Here is an 18,819-nt window from a genome sequence, read left to right as displayed (position 1 = left end):
CGTCCCGGGGCCGCCACCGGGGAGGCCGCGGGAGGGCGGGGCAATGACGACGACCACCATCACGGCGACGCGGACGCACGAGGCCGGGCTCGCCCGCGTGCAGCGGCGCACCCTGGCCGTGCTGGTCGCGGCGCAGGTCGTCGGCGGCGCGGCGGTGAGCACCGGGGTCGCGGTCGCGGCGCTGACCGCGGCCCGGCTGTCGGGCTCCGACGTGGTCGGTGCGTTCGCGCTGACCTGCACGGTGCTGGGCGCGGCGCTGGCCGCGGTGCCGCTCGCCCGGACGGCGTCGTGTCTCGGCCGGCGCGCCGCGCTCGTCGGCGGCTCGGCGACGGCGACCGTCGGCGCCGCGGGCGGGGCGCTCGCGGTCGTCCTCGGGAGCTGGCCGCTCCTGCTGCTGGCGTGCGTACCGTTCGGGACGGGGACCGCGACCGGCCTGGCCGCCCGGTTCGCGGGCACCGACCTCGCCGCCCCGGACCGGCGGGCCCGCGCGCTCGCCGTGGTCCTCGCGGCGACGACCGTCGGCGCCGTCGGCGGGCCGCTCCTCGCCGCTCCGGCGCAGCGTGCGGCCGCCGCGGCCGGCCTGGTCCCCGGCGCCGGGCCCTACCTGCTCTGCACCGTGCTCTTCGCGTCGGCCGCGACCACCGTCGCCGCCGGCCTGCGCCCGGATCCGCTGCGGCTCGCCCGCACGCACCACCGTGCCGCGGACCCGGGGCCCGAGGAGCCGGGGGCGGGTGCGCCGATCGCGCCCCTCTCCCTGGCCCTCGCCGTGGTGGTCGTCGCCCAGCTGGTGATGATCGCCGTGATGTCGATGGCGCCCGTCCACCTGGAGCACGGCGGCGCCGGGCTGGGGGTCGTGGGGCTCGCGATCGGCGCGCACTCCGCCGGGATGTACGCCCTGAGCCCGGTCTTCGGCTGGGCCACGGACCGGTTCGGGCGGCTGCCCGTCCTCGCGGTCGGGGCGGGCCTGCTGGTGGCCGCCGGCGTCGTCGCGGGCACGGCCGAGCCGCACGACCACCTCCGCCTGACGGCCGGGCTCGTGCTGCTCGGGCTCGGCTGGTCCGCCGCACTGGTCGCCGGGTCGGCGCTGCTCGTCGACGCACTGCCGCCGGCTGATCGGCCGAGGTGGCAGGGCCGGGCGGACATCGTGGTGAACCTCAGCGGCGCGCTCGGCGGGTCGGTCGCGGGCCTCACCGTGGCCGCGACCTCGTACGAGGTGCTGGCCCTGGGCTGCGCCGGGCTGGCGGGCGGGGTCCTGCTCGCCGTGCTGCGCCGGGCCCGCCCCGCCTGACGCCGTCAGGTCCGGGCGGCCACCGCGGCCTCGAGCGCCCGGACCATCGGCCCGAGCCGGGCGCGCTCGGGCTGGACGTTGGGCACGCCGTGGGCCTCCAGCGGGGCCGCGGTCACCGGCCCGACGCAGACCACGAGGGTGCGCCGCAGGGCCTCGACCACCTGCTCCCGCAGGTCCCGCTCGTCGGCCCGGCGCAGCAGGCCACCCACCGCGGGTGCGCTGGTGAAGGTCACGGCGTCGAGCCCGCCCGCCAGCAGCCGGTCGGTGAGGTGGTCGACGGGGCCGAGGTCCGCAGGCAGCTCCCAGCGGTAGACCGGCACGGTGACGACCTCGGCGCCGGCCGCCGACAGCGCGTCGACCAGGCCGGTCAACGGGTCCCCGTGCAGCTGCAGGGCGATGCGCAGGCCGGCGACGCCGCGGTCCAGCAGGTGCTCCAGCACCTCGGCGGACGACTCGGTGGCCGGGGACCAGGCGTCGGTCAGGCCCGCGCCGCGGATCGCCCCGCGCGCCTTCGGCCCGCGGGCCAGGATCTCCGCGCGGCCCAGGGCCGCGACCAGCTCCTCCCGCAACCCCCACCGCTCGGCCCCGGCCAGCCAGCCGCGGAACCCGACCCCGGTCGTCGCCACGACGACGTCCGGCGGCGCCGCGAGCAGCCCCCGGGTGACGTCGACGATCCGCTCGTCGTCCTCGACCTGGACGATCCGCACCGCCGCGCCGTGCAGCACGCGGGCGCCGCGCCGCTCGAGGAGCCTGGCGAGCTCCTCCGCCTTGCGCTCGGCCGTCACCCCGACGGTGAGGCCGTGCAGGGGCGCGGCCTGCGGGGAGGCCGTGTCCGTTCCCGACGCTGCTGCCATCGGAGCATGGTGACGGGCCGGGGGCCCCGAAGACGAATCGGGCACCGCATCGTCACGCGACGGTCACACCGGCGCCGCGAGTGGATGTCCGCGCGTCGGGTAGCACCCCCGTATGAGCCGTGACGAGGACCCGCGCCCCGAGCGGGTGCGCACCCTGCACGACACGACGACCGAGGAGCGGTCGCCGGCCGCACCGCCCGGGTCGGCGCCCGACGACCAGGCCGAGGGCGTGGAGCCCATGGCCGAGGTGCCGGGCGGCCCGCAGGTCGACGTGCCCGCCGCGCAGGGCCACATGCCCGAGGACGACTCCACCGAACGGGGCCGCGACTGACGGTCCGGCCCGTCCCGACGTGCCCCGGGCCACGTGAGAACGGCGGGGCACCGGGTACGGGCCTGCCATGACCACGCAGACCCCGCTCGACAGCCCGCCCGGCCGCACCGGCGAGCCCGGCCTGCCACTCGCCTCCGGCCGCGACACCCTGCGCATCGCGGGGGCGATCCTGCCGATCGTGGCGCAGGGGGTGATCGCCCGGCGCCGCAGCGTCGTCGCGCTGGCCGGCAAGCTCGACGCCGACGGCCGCGGCGTCCGTATCCTCCAGGACGTCGCGACCCGCTACGGGTCCGGTCCGGTGCGGCTGCGGCTGCCCGGGCGGCGGGCCGCGCTCGTGCTCGACGGCGAGGGCGTCCGGCGGGTGCTCGACGGGACGCCGGACCCCTTCGCACCGGACACCTGGGAGAAGCGCAGGGCGCTCGGCCAGTTCCAGCCGCACGGCGTCCTTGTGTCGCACGGCGAGGTCCGCGCCGAGCGGCGCCGGTTCAACGAGGCCGTCCTCGACATCGGCCACCCGCTGCACCACAACGCCTCGGTGATGGCCCGCGCGGTCGCCCAGGAGGCCGAGCAGCTCGGCCGCGAGGTCGACCGCAGTGGCGAGCTGGACTGGGACTCCTTCATCCGCGCCTGGTGGCGGGTCGTGCGCCGGGTCGTGCTCGGCGACGGCGCCCGCGACGACCACGACCTCACCGACGAGCTGACGCGCCTGCGCAACGCCGGCAACTGGTCCTTCCTGCTGCCGCGGCACCGGGCCCGGCGGGAGCGGTTCCGCGACCGGGTGCGCGCGCACCTGGAGCGCGCCGAACCCGGCAGCCTGGCCGAGATGATCGCCCGCACCCCGGCCGACCCCGAGGTCGATCCCGTCGACCAGGTCCCGCAGTGGCTCTTCGCCTACGACCCCGCGGGCGCGGTGGCGCTGCGGGCCCTGGCCGTGCTCGTCGCTCACCCCGCGGAGCTCGCCCGGGCCCGCGAGGAGATCCACGACCGCGACCTCGCCCTGCCGCAGGACCTGCCCCGGCTGCGTGCCGCCGTCCTCGAGTCGGTGCGGCTGTGGCCGACGACGCCGCTGTTGCTGCGCGAGACCACCCGCTCCGTTCGCTGGGACGACGGCGAGCTGGAGGAGCGGACGGCATTGATCATCCCGACCTGGTTCCTGCACCGCGACGGCCGCACGCGTGCCGACGCGAACCGCTTCGACCCCCAGCAGTGGCTCGACGGCGCCGCGCAGGAGGACCCGGCCCTGGTCCCGTTCAGCGCCGGTCCGGGCCGTTGCCCGGGCCGTGAGCTGGTCCTGTTCACGACGTCGTTGTTCCTGGCGCACCTGCTGCGCGGCCGGGAGCTGGAGCTCGCGGTCCCGGAGCTGGACCCGCAGGCCCCGTTGCCGGCGGGGGTGGACCCCTTCGCCGTGCGCTTGCGGGTGCGACCGACCGGGTGACCTGCGGTGTGTACCGCCGGGTGCCGGGGGTAGCCGAGGGCCATGACCAGCTCACTCCATCCAGACCAGCGGGGCGGGACCGCCCGACCGGACCCGGCCGAGCTGTCCACCGCCGACCTCCTCCGGCAGCTGTCCGACCAGGTCCGGACCCTCGTCACCGACGAGGTCCAGCTGGCGAAGGCGGAGGTGACGGCCAAGGGCAAGGCGGTCGGCATCGGGGCCGGACTGGCCGGCGCGGGCACCATGCTCGCGCTCGCCGGCGGTCTGGCGTTCGTCGCCGCCGCGATCGCCGCGTTGGCCCTCGTGCTGCCGGTGTGGGCGTCGGCGCTGATCGTCGGCGCGGTGCTCGTGGCGCTCGGCGGCGTGCTCGCGCTCGTGGCCAAGAAGCAGATCGGCCGAGGCACCCCGCCGCTGCCGGAGCAGGCCATCGACAGCACCAAGGCGGACGTCGAGACGATCAAGCGGGAGGTCCACCGGTGAGCGAGCCGACCCCCGAAGAGCTGCGGGACCGGATCGCCGCCGAACGTGAGGAGCTCGGCCGCACGGCCTCGGCGCTGGCCGACCGCGTCGACGTCGGCTCCCGTGCCCGCGCCGCTCGCGACCAGGCGACCGACCAGGTCAAGGCGGGCGTCGGGCGTGCGACCGAGCAGGTCAAGGCCGGCGTGGGCCAGGCGACCGAGCAGGTGAAGGCGGGCGCGGGCCAGGCGACCGAGCAGGTCAAGGCGGGTGTCGGTCAGGCGCAGGTGGTCGGGCGCGAGGTGCTGACCCGGACCGCCGGGACGGCGAAGCAGGCCGTGGGCACCCTCGACTCGGCGCTCGGGGGCCGGGACCGCACGTCGGCCGTGGCCGCCGGAGCCGGGGCCGCCCTCCTCGCCGTGCTCCTGGTCGTGCTGCGCAGGCGGCGGAGGTGAGGGTCTCGTCCGGGACGGGATGAGGGGCGCGATCCGTGGGGATCGCGCCCTTCCTCTGTGTGGGGCATGAGTGCGGTTCGGGTTCGGGTGGCGGTGTCGGGGTCGGGCGGTCGAGCAGCCGCGCACCTGGCGGCCATTCAGGTCATTGAGCATGTTCGTGGGGAGCGGTGAGTGGGACGCGACGAGCGGTTGAGGCTCTGCGACACCTGCTCGTGGGGCGCCTCCAGTTCGCGCTGAGTGGCCGCTGACCTGCGACGATAAGCCACTGTTCGAACACTAGTTCGAGTAAGATCAAGGCATGGACGCAGGGCCCGTCGGTGCCGCGCGCGACCGCCTCCAGCAGGCCATCGCGCAGCTGACCGATGCCGCCGGGCCCGCTGCCGGGGCCGATGAGGTCATCGACGCGCTGCGGGTGTGCGAGGAGGCCCGGCGCGCTCTCGACCGGGCCGTGGTCGAGGCGACCGCCGATCTCCAGCGGCGGGGTGTGTTCGCCGAGCGCGGCTACCGCTCGCCCACCGGTGCCCTGTCCGATCTACTCGGATGGGAACGCTTCGAAGCCCGCCGCCGCGTGATCGCCGCCGAGAACGTCTGCGAACAGATCGGGCTCGACGGCACGGCGGCCCTACCCGCCCGGCTGCCCGCGACCGCGACCGTGTTCGCCTCCGGCGAAGCCGGGCTCCGCCACGTCGAAGTCATCGCCCGGCTGCTCGACAGCGGCCCCGCCCGCCGACTCGACCCGAAGACCTGGGCCGGCGCCGAAGTCCAACTCGCCGCCAACGCCGCGATCTCCACACCCTCCGAGCTGCACACCTGGGGCACCCAACTGCTCGAGCTCCTCGACCAGGACGGGCCCGAACCCGACGACACCCCACCCGCGCAGCTCAACGAACTGCGGCTCTCGCGCTTCCGCACCCGCCCCGGCGGCAAGCTCGCCGGCCGCTACGACGACGCCGCACTGTTCGACGCCATCGCCGCCGCCGTGGATGCCGGCGCCTCCCCGCGCGACGCCGACGACCAACGCAGTGCCGCCGAGCGGCAGGCCGAGGCGCTGGCCGAGGTGTGCGCGCAGGTGCTGTCTCGCGGGCGGCTGTCCGAGGCCGGGGGCCGGCGCCCGCAGTTGACCGTCACGGTGCGGCTGGAGGATCTGGAGCGCCGCGCGGCAAACGCATCGCTGGAGTTCGGCGGCCAGCTCACCCCGCAGACCCTGCGCCAGTTGGCGTGTGACGCGGCGGTCATCCCGGTCGTGCTCGACGGCACCGGGGTTCCGCTCGACGTCGGGCGGATCTCCCGCACCGTCCCGGACGGGCTGCGCCGCGCGGTCACCGTCCGCGACCGCGGCTGCGCCTTCCCCGGCTGCGACCGCCCACCGTCCTGGTGCGACATCCACCACGTGCGCGAGTGGCAGCACGGCGGCCCCACCGCCCTGCACAACCTCGTCATGCTCTGCTCGGTCCACCACCGGCTGATCCACCACTCCCACTGGGAGGTCCGGATGGTCGACGGGCTGCCCGAGTTCCTCCCCCCGAGCTGGATCGACCGCAGCCGCACACCCCGCCGACGACCACCACCGGTACTGACGCCGTTGGGATGAACGAGCATGCGAGCCCTCAGTGGGGGCCTACCTGTGCTGCCCGAAATCCTTACTCGTGCGTCGACGACAGTTCCCGAGCCGCTTACGGCCAAGAATTCCCGGTGAACCGGAGAACCTCGGCCGCGAAGAGGTCGGTCCCGGTGTCGATGGCCACGTGCCCCTGCCCGGGCATGACGACGATTCGAGAGTCCGGCACCGTCTCGTCCACGGCCTCTTCGGCCATTCGAAAGCCGGGCGAGCTCTCGCTTCCGTTCAGCAGCAGCGTCGGTACCGCGAGATCGCGGAACCGCTCCGGATCGAACCGGTACGCTTTGACCGCGCGCAATTCCCGCGGAATCGTGTGCGCCGCCGCCACACGTGCCTGCCATGCCGGTAGGGATCGCATGTACGCCACCACCTCCGGCGGCACTCCTGCGACCTGACGCGCCATGGTCGCCGCGATTTCGTCCGGTTTCGCCAGCTCCCGAGCGAGTCCACCACCGCGCCCACGTCCTCGAACTCCCGCTCTATCGCAAAGTTCTCCGAGTCGCCGCTGCCGCCGCGACCGCGACGGTCGATGGCGTGGACCGTGTGGCGCTGCTCGAATGTCGGCAGGACGGGAGCCCACCGGCTGTGGTCGGCGGATGTCCCGTGCACCAGCACGAGCGGCGGTCCGTCGCCACTACGCCAGTAGGCGATTGGTGTGCCGTCCTTGGAAGTGACCTTTTCCTGGGTCATGAGGTCTCTCCGGAGCATGTTCCGCGGTGGATGATCTCGCTGATGACGAGAGCCCTACCAAGGGAAGTCTCGTCGAGAACGAAGCCCGCCACGACCGCCGTTGGGAACCCGGGTGCGGACGACATCGGCGACCAGCCGGGTCCAGAGCCGACGTCGGCGCCGCTCGAGGCGCCGGCCACCGCACCACACCACCCCCGGACACGGCGAAGGGGCGCGACCACAGTGGATCGCGCCCCTTCCGCGGACCGGTCAGCGCCGATGCTCGCTCCGCAAGCTCCGGTCAGCGCCGATGCTCGCTCCGCAAGCTCCGCTCAGCGCCCATGCTCGCTCCGCAAGCTCCGCTCAGCGGTCGGCGTCGACCTGACGCCGCTCGTGCTCGGTGCGGGCCTCGAGCTCGTCGTCGTCGACCGGGTGCGGCGTCTTGGCGTGCTCGCGGTGGTCCGGGTGGACCTGCTCCTCGGGGACCATGACGTCGCGCACCTCGGGCTCGTTCTCTCGGGGAGTGCTCATGCGACAGGGATTCCCACTGCGCTGATTTCCACACCGGACGAGGTGCCGGCGAGGTCGAGGGCGGCGGTCACGACCTCGGCCGGCGGCACGTCGAGGCACTCCAGCGCGAAGGGGCAGCGGAACTGGCGGCACGGGCTGCACGAGACCGGGCGGCCGAGGACGGCGGCGGGCACCGACCGCGGCCGGTACTGGTCGACGTCCTCGGTGCCGGCGAACAGCACGGTCACCGGCGTGCCGACGGCGTCGGCGAGGTGCATGCCGCCACTGTTGTTGGTCACGGCGACGGCGGCTCCGTCGAGCAGGCCGGCCAGGCCCGGCACGTCGAGCGTCCCGGCCAGCGGGAACACCCCGGGCAAGCCGTCGGCGATCGAGCGGACCAGGTCCTCCTCCGCCGCCGGCCCGGAGACGACGACCGGGAGCCGGCTCCCCAATCCGGCCGCGACCTCGCGGAACCCCAGGTACCGGCGGGACGGGCAGGAGGCGCCGGGCAGCAGCACCGCGTACGGGCCCGGCGGCAGCCCGAGCCCGGCGAGCGCTTCCCGGGCCTGGCTGCGGCCCGCCGCGGGGACCGCGGCGTGCAGGGTGCGGGCCGCCGCGGGGATCCCGAGCCGCCCGAGCAGGTGGAGGGCCCGGTCGACCTGGTGGAGGCCGTCGTCGGGCGCGGGCACCCAGTGCGTGAGGGCGGTGCCGCCGAACTCCTTCGACAGCCCGGCCCGGATCGGGATGCCCGCCCGCCGGCAGACCTCCGCGGCGGGCCACGGGGACTGCGAGAACGAGGTCAGCAGCACCGCGGCGTCGTAGGCGCGGTCCGCGAGCTCGGCGACCAGGTCGGCGTCCGGGTCCCGGTCCTCGCCGGTCGGGCCGTCGATCTGCTGCCAGGACACCCGCGCGACCACGGCGTCGTCGATCTCGGGCAGCAGGGTGGCGGCGGCCCCGCCGCCGGGCGAGGCGAGCAGGTCGATCCGGGCGTGCGGGGCCGCGGCCCGGAGGGCGGCGAGGGCGGGGCCGGTGAGCAGGACGTCGCCCAGGTTGTCCGGCCGCACGACCAGGATCCGGCGCAGCGCCGGCCAGTTCACGGGGGCGCCCGCCAGGGCCGCCGGATGTTCGAACACGATCGGTCTGTTCCCGTCCTGCTTCCCGTCAACCCCGCACAGTGGACCACCGCTCGTCCGGGCGCGTTTCCCGGGCGGCTCCTCGGGAACCGTCCACAGGTGATCGTGATGGTGCAGGGCGGAGCCGACCCCGCCCGCGACGGCGTGGCCGACTACACCGCCCACCTGGCCGAGACGCTGCGGGAGTCCGGCGAGCACGTCGAGCCCGTGAGCGTGGCCGGATCGCCGGCGAGTGTCGCCCGCGCGGCGCGGCGGATCCGCGCGCTCGGGCCGGATGTGGTGCACGTGCAGTTCGCCCCCTCGGCCTTCGGCTTCTCCCCCTGGCCGGGTCTGCTGCCCGACCTGGTCCGGGCCCCCGTCGTGACGACGGTGCACGAGTACGGCTGGTGGGCCTCCCCGTCCTGGGTGCCCCGCCAGGTGTGGCGCGCGGTGGAGCGCCGCGGCATCGACCGCGAGACCTGGCGGCTCGTCCCCCGCAGCGCCGCCGTGCTCACCACGAACGCGGGCCACGAGCGGACCCTGCGCGAGCGCATGCGCGTCGAGCCGGTGCTCGTGCCGCTGGCGCCGAACGTGCCGGACCTCGGACCGGCGCCCCGCACCGACACGCGCCGCCGGCTCGGGGTGCCGGACGACGCCGAGGTCGTCGCCTTCTTCGGGTTCGTCCACCCCGTGAAGGGCATCCGGTACCTGGCCGAGGCGCTCGCGCGGCTGCGCGCCGAGGGCCGGGACCGGCTGCACCTGCTCGTCGTCGGCGGGTTCACCTCGCTGGCCCTGCCCGAGGACGAGGCGCAGGCCTTCCGGTCCGAGCTGCTCGGCCAGATCGAGGCGGCGGGCGTCGCGGAGCACGTCACGGTGACCGGGCACCTGCCCGAGAAGGAGGTCTCGGCCGCGCTGCACGCCGCCGACCTCGCCGCGTTCCCGCTCACCGCCGGCGCCACGACCAAGAGCGGCGCGCTGCTGTCCGCCTTCGCGCACGGCCTGCCGACGGTCGTCACCCGCGCCGACCCGCCCGATCCCGAGCTGGTCGACGGGGAGACCGTGGTGGTCGCCCCGACCGTCCGCGACGGTGCCGCCCTCGCCGACGCCCTCCGCCGGCTGCTCGACGACCCGGCCCTGCGCCTGCGCGTGGCCGCCGGCGGGGAGGCGGTCGGCGCCGCGCGGAGCTGGGAACGGATCGCGGAGCTGCACCGGAAGATCTACGCCGAGGTCTGTGCGGGTGCCTGACGACATCCTGGTCATCGACCTGCTCGGCGGGCTGGGCGACCTCGTCATGGCGCTGCCCGTGGTGCACGGGCTGGCCGAGCGGTTCCCCCGGGCCGCGCTGCGCGTGCTGACCCACGATCCCGGCGCCACCCTGCTCGACTCCGACCCCGCGGTGGCCGAGGTGCTGCGTGCGGAGAAGGGGCGGGAGCGGGAGGCGGTCGAGGCGGCGCTGGAGAACACGGACCTCGTCGTCAGCACCACCCGGCTGCACGGGATCCCGGACCTGGTCGAGGAGCGCGGGATCCCGGGCGTCACGAACCTGTGGCGCTCCCCGCCGCCCGACGAGCCGGTCTCCCGCCGCTACGTGCGGATCCTCGTCGAGGAGGGGCTGGTCGGGCCGGAGTACCGGCCGCCGCGGATCCACCTGACCGACGCCGAGGTCCACGCGGCCGACGGCGACCTGCCGACAGGCGTGCCCGTCGTGCTCGTACCGGGCGCGGGGATGGCGGTGAAGCTGTGGCCCCACTGGGCCGCGCTCGTCGACCTGCTGGACGGCCTCCCGGTGGTGGCCGCCGGTCCCGGCAGCCCCGTGCCGGAGCTCCCGCCGACGGACCTGCGGGGCCTCGCCGCCCGGTTCGCCGCCGTCGCGCGACGCGGCGGGGTCGTGGTGGGCGGGGACACCGGCCCGGCGCGCGTCGCGGCGGCGGTCGGCGCGCGGACCGTCGGCCTGTTCGGCCCCACCCTCGCCGCCCGCTACGGGCTCGACGACCCGGCCACGAACCTGCAGGGCCTGCCGGAGTGCCCGCACCGACGGCCTACGGCGATCACCGAGCAGGTGTGCTGGTGGGAGGCCCGATGCCCGCTCACCGCCACCGGGGGGCCGGCCTGCATGGCAGACATCTCCCCGGCGGCGGTCGCGGCGGCGGTGCGTGCGGCGCTGCTGGTCCCCCGATCCCCGGTGTTCAGCCCCTGAGCACGCCGTCGGCGGTCACCGGACGGTCCGGGATCGTGGTGTCCGACTCCAGGTGCACGGCACCGGACGGCAGGATCCCGGCCCCGCCGAACTTCGCCATGACCCGCTGCTCGGCCACGACGTCCTCGCCCACGGCCTCCTCCGGCACGTCCCGCCAGAAGTCGAAGCCGCCGACCGCCACGAGCGCCTCGCGGTCGTAGAGCACGCAGCCCGCCACCCAGGCGATCTTGTAGGCGAGCCACCGCTCGCCCGGCCGCAGGTGCCGGCGGGCCAGGTGGACCGGGGTGGCGGCGTTGTGCAGGCGCCAGCGCTCCCACTCCGGGGTGTCCGGGTACAGCGTCTCCGGGACCGGCGCGCCCTCCCAGCGCTCGAACGGTTCCTGCTCGGCGCGCCGCTCGTCGTCGAGGTGCGACAGGCCCTGCATGGCCGCGCCGACCATGCCGCAGCCCAGCTCGACGATCGCCTCGTGCAGCAGCGCGATCGTGCCGGGCGCGAGCCAGACGTCGTCGTCGAGGAAGAGCACGTACCGCGCGGTCGAGGCGTCGAGGAGCGCGGCGCGGTGCTCGACGACGCCGCGGCGGGGCAGGTGCCGCCGGGTGCGGACCCGGTGGCCCCGCAGCTCGAGGACCCGGATCATCGCCTGCGCAGGGTCGGTCTCGTAGGAGGCGGCGGCGTCGGACTGATCCGAGACCACGACGTCGAAGGGGTGATCCTGGGCGGCGAGGCCGGCCAGCGTGGTGGCCAGCTCCACCGGACGGTTGCGGGTGGGCACCAGCACCTCGACGGCCGCCGCCCCGGTCCTCTCCCCCGGCTCGGCCTCGATCCGGCCAGGATTCGTCGCGCCGGTCACGCCGCGGGGTCCACGACGACCTTGGTCCACCCCGGTTCGTGCCGGTCGAAGGTCTCGTACGCCTCGATCGCCCCGGTCATGCCCTCCTGCTTGGTGACGGCGCGGCCCGCGTCGAGCCGGCCGGAGGCGATCAGGTCGATCATGCGCGGCATCAGCGCGCGGTGCGGGCAGTTGCCGGCCTTGACGGTGAGGTTGCGGTTCATGACCTCGCCGATCGGATACGTCGCGGCGGTCTGCGGGTAGACGCCGACGATCCCGATCGACCCGGCCTTCGCCACGGCCTGCACGGCCCACCGCGCGGCCTGCGACGGTGCGTCGCCGGCGTTCCAGGCGGTCGGACCGCCGCCGCTGACCTCCTCGAGCTCCTCGGTCCGCTGCTCGACTGCGGCGTCCTCGGAGTCGGACGGGGCGTAGGCGTCGACACCGACGGCGTCGATCACCCGGTCCACGCCGATCCCGCCGGTCAGCTCGCGGATCGCCTCGACCGGGTCCTCGGCGGTGTAGTCGACGGGCTCCACGTGCTGGCGGCGCGCCTTCTCCAGCCGGCTCGCCACGCCGTCGACCACGATCACGCGGGTGGCGCCGAGGTTGCGGGCGCTCGCGATCGACAGCTGGCCGACCGGTCCGGCGCCGAACACGGCGACCGTGTCGCCGGGCGAGACCTCGGCGAGCTGCGCGCCGTAGTACCCGGTCGGGAAGACGTCCGAGGCGATGATCGCCTGCTCGTCGGTGACGGCGTCGGGCAGCGGGACCAGGTTGGCGTCGGCCCACGGGATCCGCGCGTACTGCGCCTGCAGCCCGTCGAACGGGCCGGTCGGCTCCGGTCCGCCGAAGAACGACGTGCCGACGAGCGGGCCGTTCGGGTTGGCGGCGTCGCACTGCGAGGTGTAGCCGGCGCGGCAGTAGGAGCAGCGCCCGCAGCAGATCGTCGACGGGATCACCACGCGGTCGCCCGGCCGGAACGCCCGCACGCCCGCGCCCACCTCCTCCACGACGCCGACGCCCTCGTGCCCCAGCACGGTGCCCGGGCGCATCCCGGGCATCGTCCCGCGGATCATGTGCAGGTCGGTGCCGCAGATGGCGCTGACGGTCAGCCGGACCACGGCGTCGCCGGGATCGCGCGGCGTGGGGTCGGGCACGTCGGACAGGGCGATGTCGCCGGGCCCGTTCCACACGACGGCCTTCATGCTCGTCCACCTCTCGGTCGGGGTCGCTCGGGCCGCGGCTACCCGGTCGACGCCGACGCATGCCCTCCGGCGTGGGCCAGGCCGGGTGCATGCCCGGCGCTGGACCGGGTAACCGCGGAGCCATGACGGTGCAGGTCGTGAGGCGTGTCGCGGGGGGACGGTGAGATCGTCGTGGCGGGTCCCTGCGATCCCTGGCTCGTGGCCGTCGCGGCCCGCGGGCGGTTCACCGGCGCGCCCGCCCTCCCGGTCCCGGACGTCCGGCGTTGCGTGGTCGCGACCGCCCACCTCCACGAGGAGCTCTGCGCCGCGGGCGGGCTGATGGCGACGCTGGCCGAGGCGGGCTGCGCGGTCGAGGCCCTCGCCGTGACGGACGGCGACGGCGGCCCGGAGCGACCTGGCGCCCACTCCCGCGAGCGCGCGGGGAACCGGCGCGACCGGCCGTCGATCGCCCGCGGCTACACCGCGCTGGGTCTCGACCCGCTGCGCCGCTACCGGCTCGGCCTGCCCGCCCCGCTGCCCGCGCCGGACGACGGCCTCGACGCCGGGTCGGACGTCGAGGCCGCCCTGGCCGACCTGGTCCGTACGGACGCGGAGGGCACGCTGCTCGTCGCGCCGTGGGAGCAGGACGGCCACCCGGACCACGACCTGGTGGGCACGGTGGCCGCCCGTGTCGCCCGGGAGCACCGCGTCCGGCTGCTGCGGTACATGCTCGAACCGTGGCGCGACGACGGCACACCCTCCGGGATCGCGCTCCTCCCCCGGCAGGCGGTACGGCGGTTCCGGCTTCCCGGCGGGGTGCTGCAACGCAAGGACCGGGCCGTCGCCGACCTCGCCGCGGGGCGCGCGGACACGGGGCCCGGCTGTGCCGAGGCGGAGCTGTTCCTGGTGTGACAGCGGCGCGGATGTGAGCCGCGCCGGGGTGTCGGCGGCGCCGTGCCGGGCACCCCTCCCCCATGGCCACCCCCGACGCACCGGTCCGCCCGGTCGCCCTCGTCACCGGCGCCAGCCGCGGCCTGGGCTACCTGATCGCCCGCGAGCTCGCCGACCAGGGCCACGACCTGCTGCTCTGCGCCCGGGACGCCGAGGGGCTGCAGCCCGCCCGCGCCGACCTCGAGGCCCGCGGCGCGCGGGTCGTCACGGTGGCGGCGGACGTCGGCAGGCCCGAGGCCGCCCGCGAGCTCGTCGGCACCGCCGAGCGCGAGTTCGGCCGGCTCGACGTGCTCGTCGCCAACGCCGGCATCATCCAGGTCGGGCCCCAGGCGGACCTGCGCGAGGAGGACTACGAGCAGGCCATGGACGTCATGTTCTGGGGGCTGGCCCGGCCCGCGCTGGAGGCGCTGCCGGTGCTGGCCCGCACCCATGGCCGCATCCTGGCGGTGACGTCGATCGGCGGGAAGCTGCCCGCCCCGCACCTGCTGCCGTACGGGGCGGCCAAGCACGCCGCCGTCGGGTTCGCGGAGGGCCTGCGGCTGGAGGCCGGTCGGCAGGGCGTGTCGGTGACCGTCGGCGTGCCCGGGCTGATGCGGACCGGCTCCTCGCGCAACGCGCTGGTGACCGGGAAGGCGCAGGCGGAGCGGTCCTGGTTCACGGTCGGCGCGTCCCTGCCGCTCGTGTCGATGGACGCCGAACGGGCCGCCCGCCGCCTGGTCCGCGCCACCCTGCGAGGCACACCGGAGATCATCCTGACGCCGCTGGCCAACATCGGGTCGAGGGTGCACGCCCTCGCACCCTCGACGACGTTGCGGCTGCTCACCGCCGTCGAACGGCTGCTGCCCGGGCCGACCGGCACCGGCGGGCCACCCCGCCCGGCCTACACCGCGCCGCTGCCCGGCTGGCTGCGCAGGCTGACCGGGCTGGACAAGGCCGCCGCCGAGCGCTGGCACGAGCACACCGACCCCGCCCCCGACCGGGGGCCCGGTGTCGGTCCCGAGCAGCCGGGTACTCCCGGACGATGACGCGCACCCGTGCCCTCGTGACCAACGACGACGGCATCGACTCCCCCGGCCTGGCCGTGCTGGCCGAGGCCGCGAGCGAGGCCGGGCTCGACGTCGTGATCGCCGCCCCCGAGCACCAGTTCTCCGGCGCCAGCGCCTCCATCACGGCCGTCCAGGAGGACGGCCGGACCGTGGTGCGGGAGGTGGAGAGCCCGTCCGGGCTGCCGGCGTACGCCGTCCGGGCCGCGCCCGCGCACATCGTGGTCGCCGGCCTGCAGGGCTGGTTCGACCCCGCACCCGACCTGATCCTCTCGGGGATCAACCGGGGCGGGAACGTCGGGCGCGCGGTGCTGCACTCCGGCACGGTCGGTGCCGCCCTCACCGCCGGCCTGCACGACCGGCGCGGCCTGGCCGTGTCGCTCAACGTCGCGCTCGGCGCCGAGGAGGAGGAGCACTGGGAGGCCGTGACCGGGTACCTCCCGCGGGTGCTGGAGCTTCTGCTCGACAGCCCGCTCGGGACCACGCTCTCGCTCAACGTGCCCGACCGGCCCGTCGAGGAGCACCGCGAGCTGCGGCTCGCCCCGCTCGACCCGCGCGGTGTCGTGCAGACCCTGGTGGAGGACTCCGACGGCCAGGGCCTGCTGCTGCGCGAGGCCGAGACCGGCGACCGGGCCGAGCCGGGCAGCGACCGCGCTCTGCTGGACGCCGGCCACCCGACCCTGACCGCCCTGCGCGGCCTGTGCGAGGACCCCGATCTGCTCGTGCCCGAGCGCCTCGCCCACTCCGCGCGGCTGACCGACGAGAGGACGCACGCATGAACACCACGCAGGCCCGCGAGAAGCTGACCGCAGAGCTCGAGCGGCTCGACCACGAGGCCGGCGAGGAGGCCCGCGACCAGGAGGAGCAGCGGGACTCCGACGAGCTGTCGGGCGGCATGGACTTCGGCGACCGCGGCTCGCGGGAGACCGAGGCGATGGAGGACGACCTGGCCCTGGGCACCCTGCGGATGCAGCGCGCCGAGGTCGTCGCCGCCCTGGAGCGGATCGAGGCCGGCGAGTACGGCCGCTGCGCGGTGTGCGGCAAGGAGATCGACGACGAGCGGCTGGAGGCCCGGCCGGAGACCGACAAGTGCCGCGACCACGCGGACACCAGGTCGCCGAGCCGGCCGGGCAGCGTGCCGCGCGTCGACACGTGAGAACCCGTCGGCCCGGGATCGCGGCGGTTCCTTGCGACGGTCGGCCGGAGTAGGGGCACCGACGGGCGGGTACGAGACCGGTATGTCGGATTCGTGCCCGCCCGTCGTGGTGTTCGCCCCTTCCCCCATCATCACCGTCACCATCGAGGACCGCGCCGGACAGCCCGAGCTGCACGTGCACGCCGGCGGGCAGGGCGTCTGGCAGGCGCGCATGCTCGCGGCCCTCGGGTCGCCGGTGCGGCTGTGCGCCGGGCTGGGCGGGGAGACCGGCCGGCTGCTGGAGCGGATGATCGCCGTCGACGGCGTGGAGCTGCGGTACGTCGAGACCGCGGCGCGCAACGGCGGGTACGTGCACGACCGGCGGGAGCCCGACGACGAGGGCCGGGTCGAGATCGCCGCCGAGCTCCCGGCCCCGCTGGACCGGCACGAGCTCGACGGCCTCTACGAGCTCACCCTCGCCGAGGGGCTGCAGGCCGGGACCGTGCTGCTGTCCGGCCCGCAGTCCGAGACCGTCGTGCCGTCCCGGCTGTACCAGCGGCTGGCCGGGGACCTGCGCGCCAACGGCGTGCGGGTCGTCGCCGACCTGGCCGGCGAGCGGATGGAGGCGGTCGTCGAGGCCGGCGTCGACCTGCTCAAGGTCAGCGACGAGGAACTGGTGGCGCACTCACGGGCCGAGTCCACCGAGGTCGACGACGTGGTGCCGGCGATGCGGCAGCTGCTGAAGGACGGGGCGCGGGCCGTCGTGGTGAGCCGGGCGGGCGAGCCCGCGCTCGCCCTCGACGGCGAGTCCGACACCATCCTCACCATCACCCCGCCGCCGGTCCAGGCCAACGACCCGCGCGGCGCGGGCGACTCGCAGACCGCCGGGATGACGGCACGGCTCGCGGCGGGCGGGTCGTGGGAGGAGGTGCTGAAGGTCGGTGCGGCCTGCGGCGCGCTCAACGTCGTCCGGCACGGCCTCGGCACCGGCGGCGCCGAGGCGGTGCAGGTCCTGGCCGACCGCGTCCAACTCGCCCCCCTGAAGTAGCGCGGCACACCCCGCCCCCGCGAGTCGGGAGTTCCGGCACCGCGAGTCGCGAGTTCCAGCAGCGCGAGTCGGGAGATCCAGCAGCGCGAGTCGGGAGATCCGGCAGCGCGAGTCGCGAGATCCTGCACCGCGAGTCGAGAGATCCTGCAGCGCGAGTCGGGAGATTCAGCAGCGCGAGTCGCGAGTTCCGGGAGTTCGGCATGGGGTGTCCGCTCCGGTCGGGCACGGTTGGTGGGGCGGGCAGCGGGTAGTCGATCTCCGTGGCGGACCCTGTCCTGCTCGCGCTGCGGGCGTTGAACCTCGGCGACCTGCTGACCGTCGTGCCCGCGCTGCGGGCGTTGCGCCGGCGCCACCCGGGCCACCGGATCGTGCTGGCCACCGCAGCAGTCCTGGAGCCGCTCGCCGCGCTCACCGGCGCCGTCGACGAGCTGCTGCCCACCCCGGCGCCCGACGCGCTCGCGTTCCCCGGACAGGTCGACGTCGCCGTGAACCTGCACGGCGCGGGGCCGCAGAGCCATCGAGCCCTCGAGGCCCTGCACCCTCGTCGTCGCATCGGCCTGGGCCGCCCCGAGCTGGGCTGGCCCGGGCCGCCGGCCGAGGAGCTCGACACGCTGCACGAGCGGGTCCGCTGGTGCACGATGCTCGCTCACCACGGCATCCCGGCCGACCCGGAGGACCTCCGCCTCCCTGCGCCGCCCGGCATCGCCCCCGGGCCCGCATCTCCCGTCGTCATCCATCCCGGCGCGGCCTTCGGTTCCAAGTGTTGGCCGACCGACCGTTTCGCCGCCCTGGCCCGCCGGCTCGCCCCGCTGGGACCCGTCGTCGTGACGGGCGGTCCGCAGGAGCGGTCCCTCGCCGAGCGGGTCGCGGCGGCCGCCGACCTGTCCGACGAGCGTGTCCTCGCCGGGCGGACCTCGATCGCCGAGCTCGCGGCCCTGGTCGCCGGTGCGGCGCTGGTCGTCAGCGGGGACACCGGGATCGCGCACCTCGCCACGGCGTTCGGGCGGCCGTCGGTCGTGCTGTTCGGGCCGGTCGGGCCGGAGCGCTGGGGCCCGCCCGCAGGTCCGCACCGCGCGCTCACGCATGAAGAGGTCCGCCGCGGTGACCCGTTCGCCGACGACCCGGACCCGGCCCTGCTCGCGATCGGCGTGGACGAGGTGGAGGCGGCCTGCCTCGACGTCACCGCGTCGAGCGGGTGTGTCGAACCCGCCGCCACGGGTACGAAGGCCACATGAACGAGCCGAACCGCGAGAGCCGTGACGACGTGACCCGGCCCGACATGATCGCGCACGACGAGATCGCGACCGACCCCGCCGCGGACCTCGAGGACGTGAACGGCCGCGGCACCGGTCTCGACACCGAGGAGATCGACCCGAACACCGAGGCCGACCCCTACGACGTGCTGGAGCAGCACCGCGAGGTCCCGGTCGACGACGACGAGGCTCCGCGCGGTTGACCCGTCCCCAGGGCGACATCCTCGGATGCGATGATCGCCGTCCTGGACCCTTCGGCGCCACATCCGGCCGCAGGCGGTCCCGGACGGCGATCACGACCCGAGGTCCTGGCTCGCGGACATTCAGTGCGCGACTCGCCGGGGCCAGAGCGCGACTCGCCGGGGCCAGAGCGCGACTCGCCGGGGCCAGAGCGCGACTCGCCGGGGCCAGAGCGCGACTCGCCGGGGCCAGAGCGCGACTCGCCGGG

General features: G+C 75.7%; 21 protein-coding genes and 1 pseudogene. 15 read left to right on the top strand and 7 right to left on the bottom strand.

What is annotated here, in order from left to right; all coding sequences use genetic code 11:
* Positions 1-43 precede the first annotated feature (43 nt).
* Entirely contained in the window at positions 44-1,288 is a 1,245-nt protein-coding gene (locus tag PKE99_RS06405; protein ID WP_271214847.1) for an MFS transporter, read from the top strand.
* 5 nt (positions 1,289-1,293) lie between these two features.
* Here the strand turns inward: PKE99_RS06405 and PKE99_RS06400 are convergent, their stop codons facing one another.
* Positions 1,294-2,142: a uroporphyrinogen-III synthase gene (locus tag PKE99_RS06400; protein ID WP_051736720.1), complete on the bottom strand. Its 849-nt coding sequence runs from the start codon at positions 2,140-2,142 to the stop codon at positions 1,294-1,296.
* Between the two features lie 112 nt (positions 2,143-2,254).
* On the opposite strand from PKE99_RS06400, the gene PKE99_RS06395 reads away from it, so the two are divergent.
* The 5 genes from PKE99_RS06395 (at position 2,255) to PKE99_RS06375 (ending at position 6,410) form a co-directional block, all read left to right on the top strand.
* On the top strand, positions 2,255-2,473 hold the full coding sequence (locus PKE99_RS06395; protein ID WP_037040465.1) for a hypothetical protein: 219 nt from the start codon (positions 2,255-2,257) through the stop codon (positions 2,471-2,473).
* Positions 2,474-2,540: 67 nt separating this feature from the next.
* A complete protein-coding gene (locus PKE99_RS06390) occupies positions 2,541-3,908 on the top strand; it encodes a cytochrome P450 (RefSeq protein WP_051736719.1) in 1,368 nt (455 codons plus the stop codon).
* 42 nt (positions 3,909-3,950) lie between these two features.
* Positions 3,951-4,388 carry a phage holin family protein gene (locus PKE99_RS06385; protein ID WP_051736718.1) on the top strand — a complete coding sequence of 146 codons (438 nt, stop codon included), beginning with the start codon at positions 3,951-3,953 and terminating at the stop codon, positions 4,386-4,388.
* Positions 4,385-4,819 (top strand): DUF3618 domain-containing protein, encoded by a 435-nt coding sequence (locus PKE99_RS06380; protein WP_051736717.1) that lies wholly within the window; start codon positions 4,385-4,387, stop codon positions 4,817-4,819. The genes PKE99_RS06385 and PKE99_RS06380 overlap by 4 nt, the downstream gene beginning before the upstream one ends.
* 298 nt (positions 4,820-5,117) lie before the next feature.
* Entirely contained in the window at positions 5,118-6,410 is a 1,293-nt protein-coding gene (locus tag PKE99_RS06375; protein WP_271214846.1) for an HNH endonuclease signature motif containing protein, read from the top strand.
* An 82-nt stretch (positions 6,411-6,492) separates the two neighbouring features.
* Here the strand turns inward: PKE99_RS06375 and PKE99_RS06370 are convergent, their stop codons facing one another.
* The 4 genes and pseudogenes from PKE99_RS06370 to PKE99_RS06360 all read right to left on the bottom strand — a co-directional run bounded on the left by PKE99_RS06370 (position 6,493) and on the right by PKE99_RS06360 (position 8,749).
* Entirely contained in the window at positions 6,493-6,840 is a 348-nt protein-coding gene (locus PKE99_RS06370; RefSeq protein WP_156068049.1) for an alpha/beta fold hydrolase, read from the bottom strand.
* A 44-nt stretch (positions 6,841-6,884) separates the two neighbouring features.
* Positions 6,885-7,127, bottom strand: a pseudogene (locus PKE99_RS38950) (alpha/beta fold hydrolase); the annotation flags it as partial.
* A 342-nt stretch (positions 7,128-7,469) separates the two neighbouring features.
* A complete protein-coding gene (locus PKE99_RS06365; protein ID WP_156068050.1) occupies positions 7,470-7,637 on the bottom strand; it encodes a hypothetical protein in 168 nt (55 codons plus the stop codon).
* Positions 7,634-8,749, bottom strand: coding sequence for a glycosyltransferase family 9 protein (locus PKE99_RS06360; RefSeq protein WP_197040858.1), 1,116 nt, complete (start codon positions 8,747-8,749; stop codon positions 7,634-7,636). The genes PKE99_RS06365 and PKE99_RS06360 overlap by 4 nt, the downstream gene beginning before the upstream one ends.
* A gap of 108 nt (positions 8,750-8,857) precedes the next feature.
* Here PKE99_RS06360 and PKE99_RS06355 point away from each other — a divergent pair, with 108 nt between their 5' ends.
* Together PKE99_RS06355 and PKE99_RS06350 are read left to right on the top strand one after the other, a co-directional pair.
* Positions 8,858-9,973 carry a glycosyltransferase gene (locus PKE99_RS06355; RefSeq protein ID WP_051738195.1) on the top strand — a complete coding sequence of 372 codons (1,116 nt, stop codon included), beginning with the start codon at positions 8,858-8,860 and terminating at the stop codon, positions 9,971-9,973.
* The gene (locus PKE99_RS06350; protein WP_197040859.1) at positions 9,966-10,925 is read left to right on the top strand and encodes a glycosyltransferase family 9 protein; all 960 of its coding nucleotides are present in this window, start codon (positions 9,966-9,968) and stop codon (positions 10,923-10,925) included. Before PKE99_RS06355 ends, PKE99_RS06350 begins: the two co-directional genes overlap by 8 nt.
* Here the strand turns inward: PKE99_RS06350 and PKE99_RS06345 are convergent.
* Both PKE99_RS06345 and PKE99_RS06340 read right to left on the bottom strand, forming a co-directional pair.
* On the bottom strand, positions 10,915-11,775 hold the full coding sequence (locus PKE99_RS06345; RefSeq protein WP_231498410.1) for a glycosyltransferase family 2 protein: 861 nt from the start codon (positions 11,773-11,775) through the stop codon (positions 10,915-10,917). The two genes, PKE99_RS06350 and PKE99_RS06345, sit on opposite strands and share 11 nt — an antisense overlap.
* Complete coding sequence (locus PKE99_RS06340) at positions 11,772-12,962, bottom strand: alcohol dehydrogenase catalytic domain-containing protein (RefSeq protein ID WP_037052721.1); 1,191 nt, start codon at positions 12,960-12,962, stop codon at positions 11,772-11,774. Before PKE99_RS06340 ends, PKE99_RS06345 begins: the two co-directional genes overlap by 4 nt.
* Before the next feature lie 144 nt (positions 12,963-13,106).
* Between PKE99_RS06340 and PKE99_RS06335 the strand changes: the two genes are divergently transcribed.
* The 7 genes from PKE99_RS06335 to PKE99_RS06305 all read left to right on the top strand — a co-directional run bounded on the left by PKE99_RS06335 (position 13,107) and on the right by PKE99_RS06305 (position 18,574).
* Positions 13,107-13,853, top strand: a complete 747-nt coding sequence (locus PKE99_RS06335) for a PIG-L deacetylase family protein (RefSeq protein ID WP_051738197.1) — start codon at positions 13,107-13,109, stop codon at positions 13,851-13,853.
* Between the two features lie 62 nt (positions 13,854-13,915).
* Complete coding sequence (locus PKE99_RS06330; RefSeq protein WP_051738198.1) at positions 13,916-14,917, top strand: SDR family NAD(P)-dependent oxidoreductase; 1,002 nt, start codon at positions 13,916-13,918, stop codon at positions 14,915-14,917.
* Positions 14,914-15,714, top strand: coding sequence for a 5'/3'-nucleotidase SurE (gene surE / locus PKE99_RS06325; RefSeq protein ID WP_051738199.1), 801 nt, complete (start codon positions 14,914-14,916; stop codon positions 15,712-15,714). Before PKE99_RS06330 ends, surE begins: the two co-directional genes overlap by 4 nt.
* A complete protein-coding gene (locus PKE99_RS06320) occupies positions 15,711-16,091 on the top strand; it encodes a TraR/DksA family transcriptional regulator (RefSeq protein ID WP_037052723.1) in 381 nt (126 codons plus the stop codon). The genes surE and PKE99_RS06320 overlap by 4 nt, the downstream gene beginning before the upstream one ends.
* Before the next feature lie 82 nt (positions 16,092-16,173).
* Positions 16,174-17,118 (top strand): 1-phosphofructokinase family hexose kinase, encoded by a 945-nt coding sequence (locus PKE99_RS06315; protein WP_037052726.1) that lies wholly within the window; start codon positions 16,174-16,176, stop codon positions 17,116-17,118.
* Between the two features lie 260 nt (positions 17,119-17,378).
* Entirely contained in the window at positions 17,379-18,353 is a 975-nt protein-coding gene (locus tag PKE99_RS06310; protein WP_037052728.1) for a glycosyltransferase family 9 protein, read from the top strand.
* Complete coding sequence (locus tag PKE99_RS06305) at positions 18,350-18,574, top strand: hypothetical protein (RefSeq protein ID WP_037052731.1); 225 nt, start codon at positions 18,350-18,352, stop codon at positions 18,572-18,574. Before PKE99_RS06310 ends, PKE99_RS06305 begins: the two co-directional genes overlap by 4 nt.
* The last annotated feature ends 245 nt before the right edge of the window (positions 18,575-18,819 follow it).

It is taken from the genome of Pseudonocardia halophobica (assembly GCF_027922425.1).
Taxonomy (GTDB): Bacteria; Actinomycetota; Actinomycetes; order Mycobacteriales; family Pseudonocardiaceae; genus Pseudonocardia; species Pseudonocardia halophobica.
This window is presented reverse-complemented; position numbering and strand designations above follow the sequence as displayed.

Bases quoted from the DNA above. Each gene is read 5' to 3' on its own strand.
- PKE99_RS06405 (WP_271214847.1), top strand. From the start codon at position 44: ATGACGACGACCACCATCACGGCGACGCGGACGCACGAGGCCGGGCTC.
- PKE99_RS06400 (WP_051736720.1), bottom strand. From the start codon at position 2,142: ATGGCAGCAGCGTCGGGAACGGACACGGCCTCCCCGCAGGCCGCGCCC.
- PKE99_RS06395 (WP_037040465.1), top strand. From the start codon at position 2,255: ATGAGCCGTGACGAGGACCCGCGCCCCGAGCGGGTGCGCACCCTGCAC.
- PKE99_RS06390 (WP_051736719.1), top strand. From the start codon at position 2,541: ATGACCACGCAGACCCCGCTCGACAGCCCGCCCGGCCGCACCGGCGAG.
- PKE99_RS06385 (WP_051736718.1), top strand. From the start codon at position 3,951: ATGACCAGCTCACTCCATCCAGACCAGCGGGGCGGGACCGCCCGACCG.
- PKE99_RS06375 (WP_271214846.1), top strand. From the start codon at position 5,118: ATGGACGCAGGGCCCGTCGGTGCCGCGCGCGACCGCCTCCAGCAGGCC.
- PKE99_RS06370 (WP_156068049.1), bottom strand. From the start codon at position 6,840: ATGGCGCGTCAGGTCGCAGGAGTGCCGCCGGAGGTGGTGGCGTACATG.
- PKE99_RS06365 (WP_156068050.1), bottom strand. From the start codon at position 7,637: ATGAGCACTCCCCGAGAGAACGAGCCCGAGGTGCGCGACGTCATGGTC.
- PKE99_RS06355 (WP_051738195.1), top strand. From the start codon at position 8,858: ATGGTGCAGGGCGGAGCCGACCCCGCCCGCGACGGCGTGGCCGACTAC.
- PKE99_RS06340 (WP_037052721.1), bottom strand. From the start codon at position 12,962: ATGAAGGCCGTCGTGTGGAACGGGCCCGGCGACATCGCCCTGTCCGAC.
- PKE99_RS06330 (WP_051738198.1), top strand. From the start codon at position 13,916: ATGGCCACCCCCGACGCACCGGTCCGCCCGGTCGCCCTCGTCACCGGC.
- surE (WP_051738199.1), top strand. From the start codon at position 14,914: ATGACGCGCACCCGTGCCCTCGTGACCAACGACGACGGCATCGACTCC.
- PKE99_RS06320 (WP_037052723.1), top strand. From the start codon at position 15,711: ATGAACACCACGCAGGCCCGCGAGAAGCTGACCGCAGAGCTCGAGCGG.
- PKE99_RS06315 (WP_037052726.1), top strand. From the start codon at position 16,174: ATGTCGGATTCGTGCCCGCCCGTCGTGGTGTTCGCCCCTTCCCCCATC.
- PKE99_RS06305 (WP_037052731.1), top strand. From the start codon at position 18,350: ATGAACGAGCCGAACCGCGAGAGCCGTGACGACGTGACCCGGCCCGAC.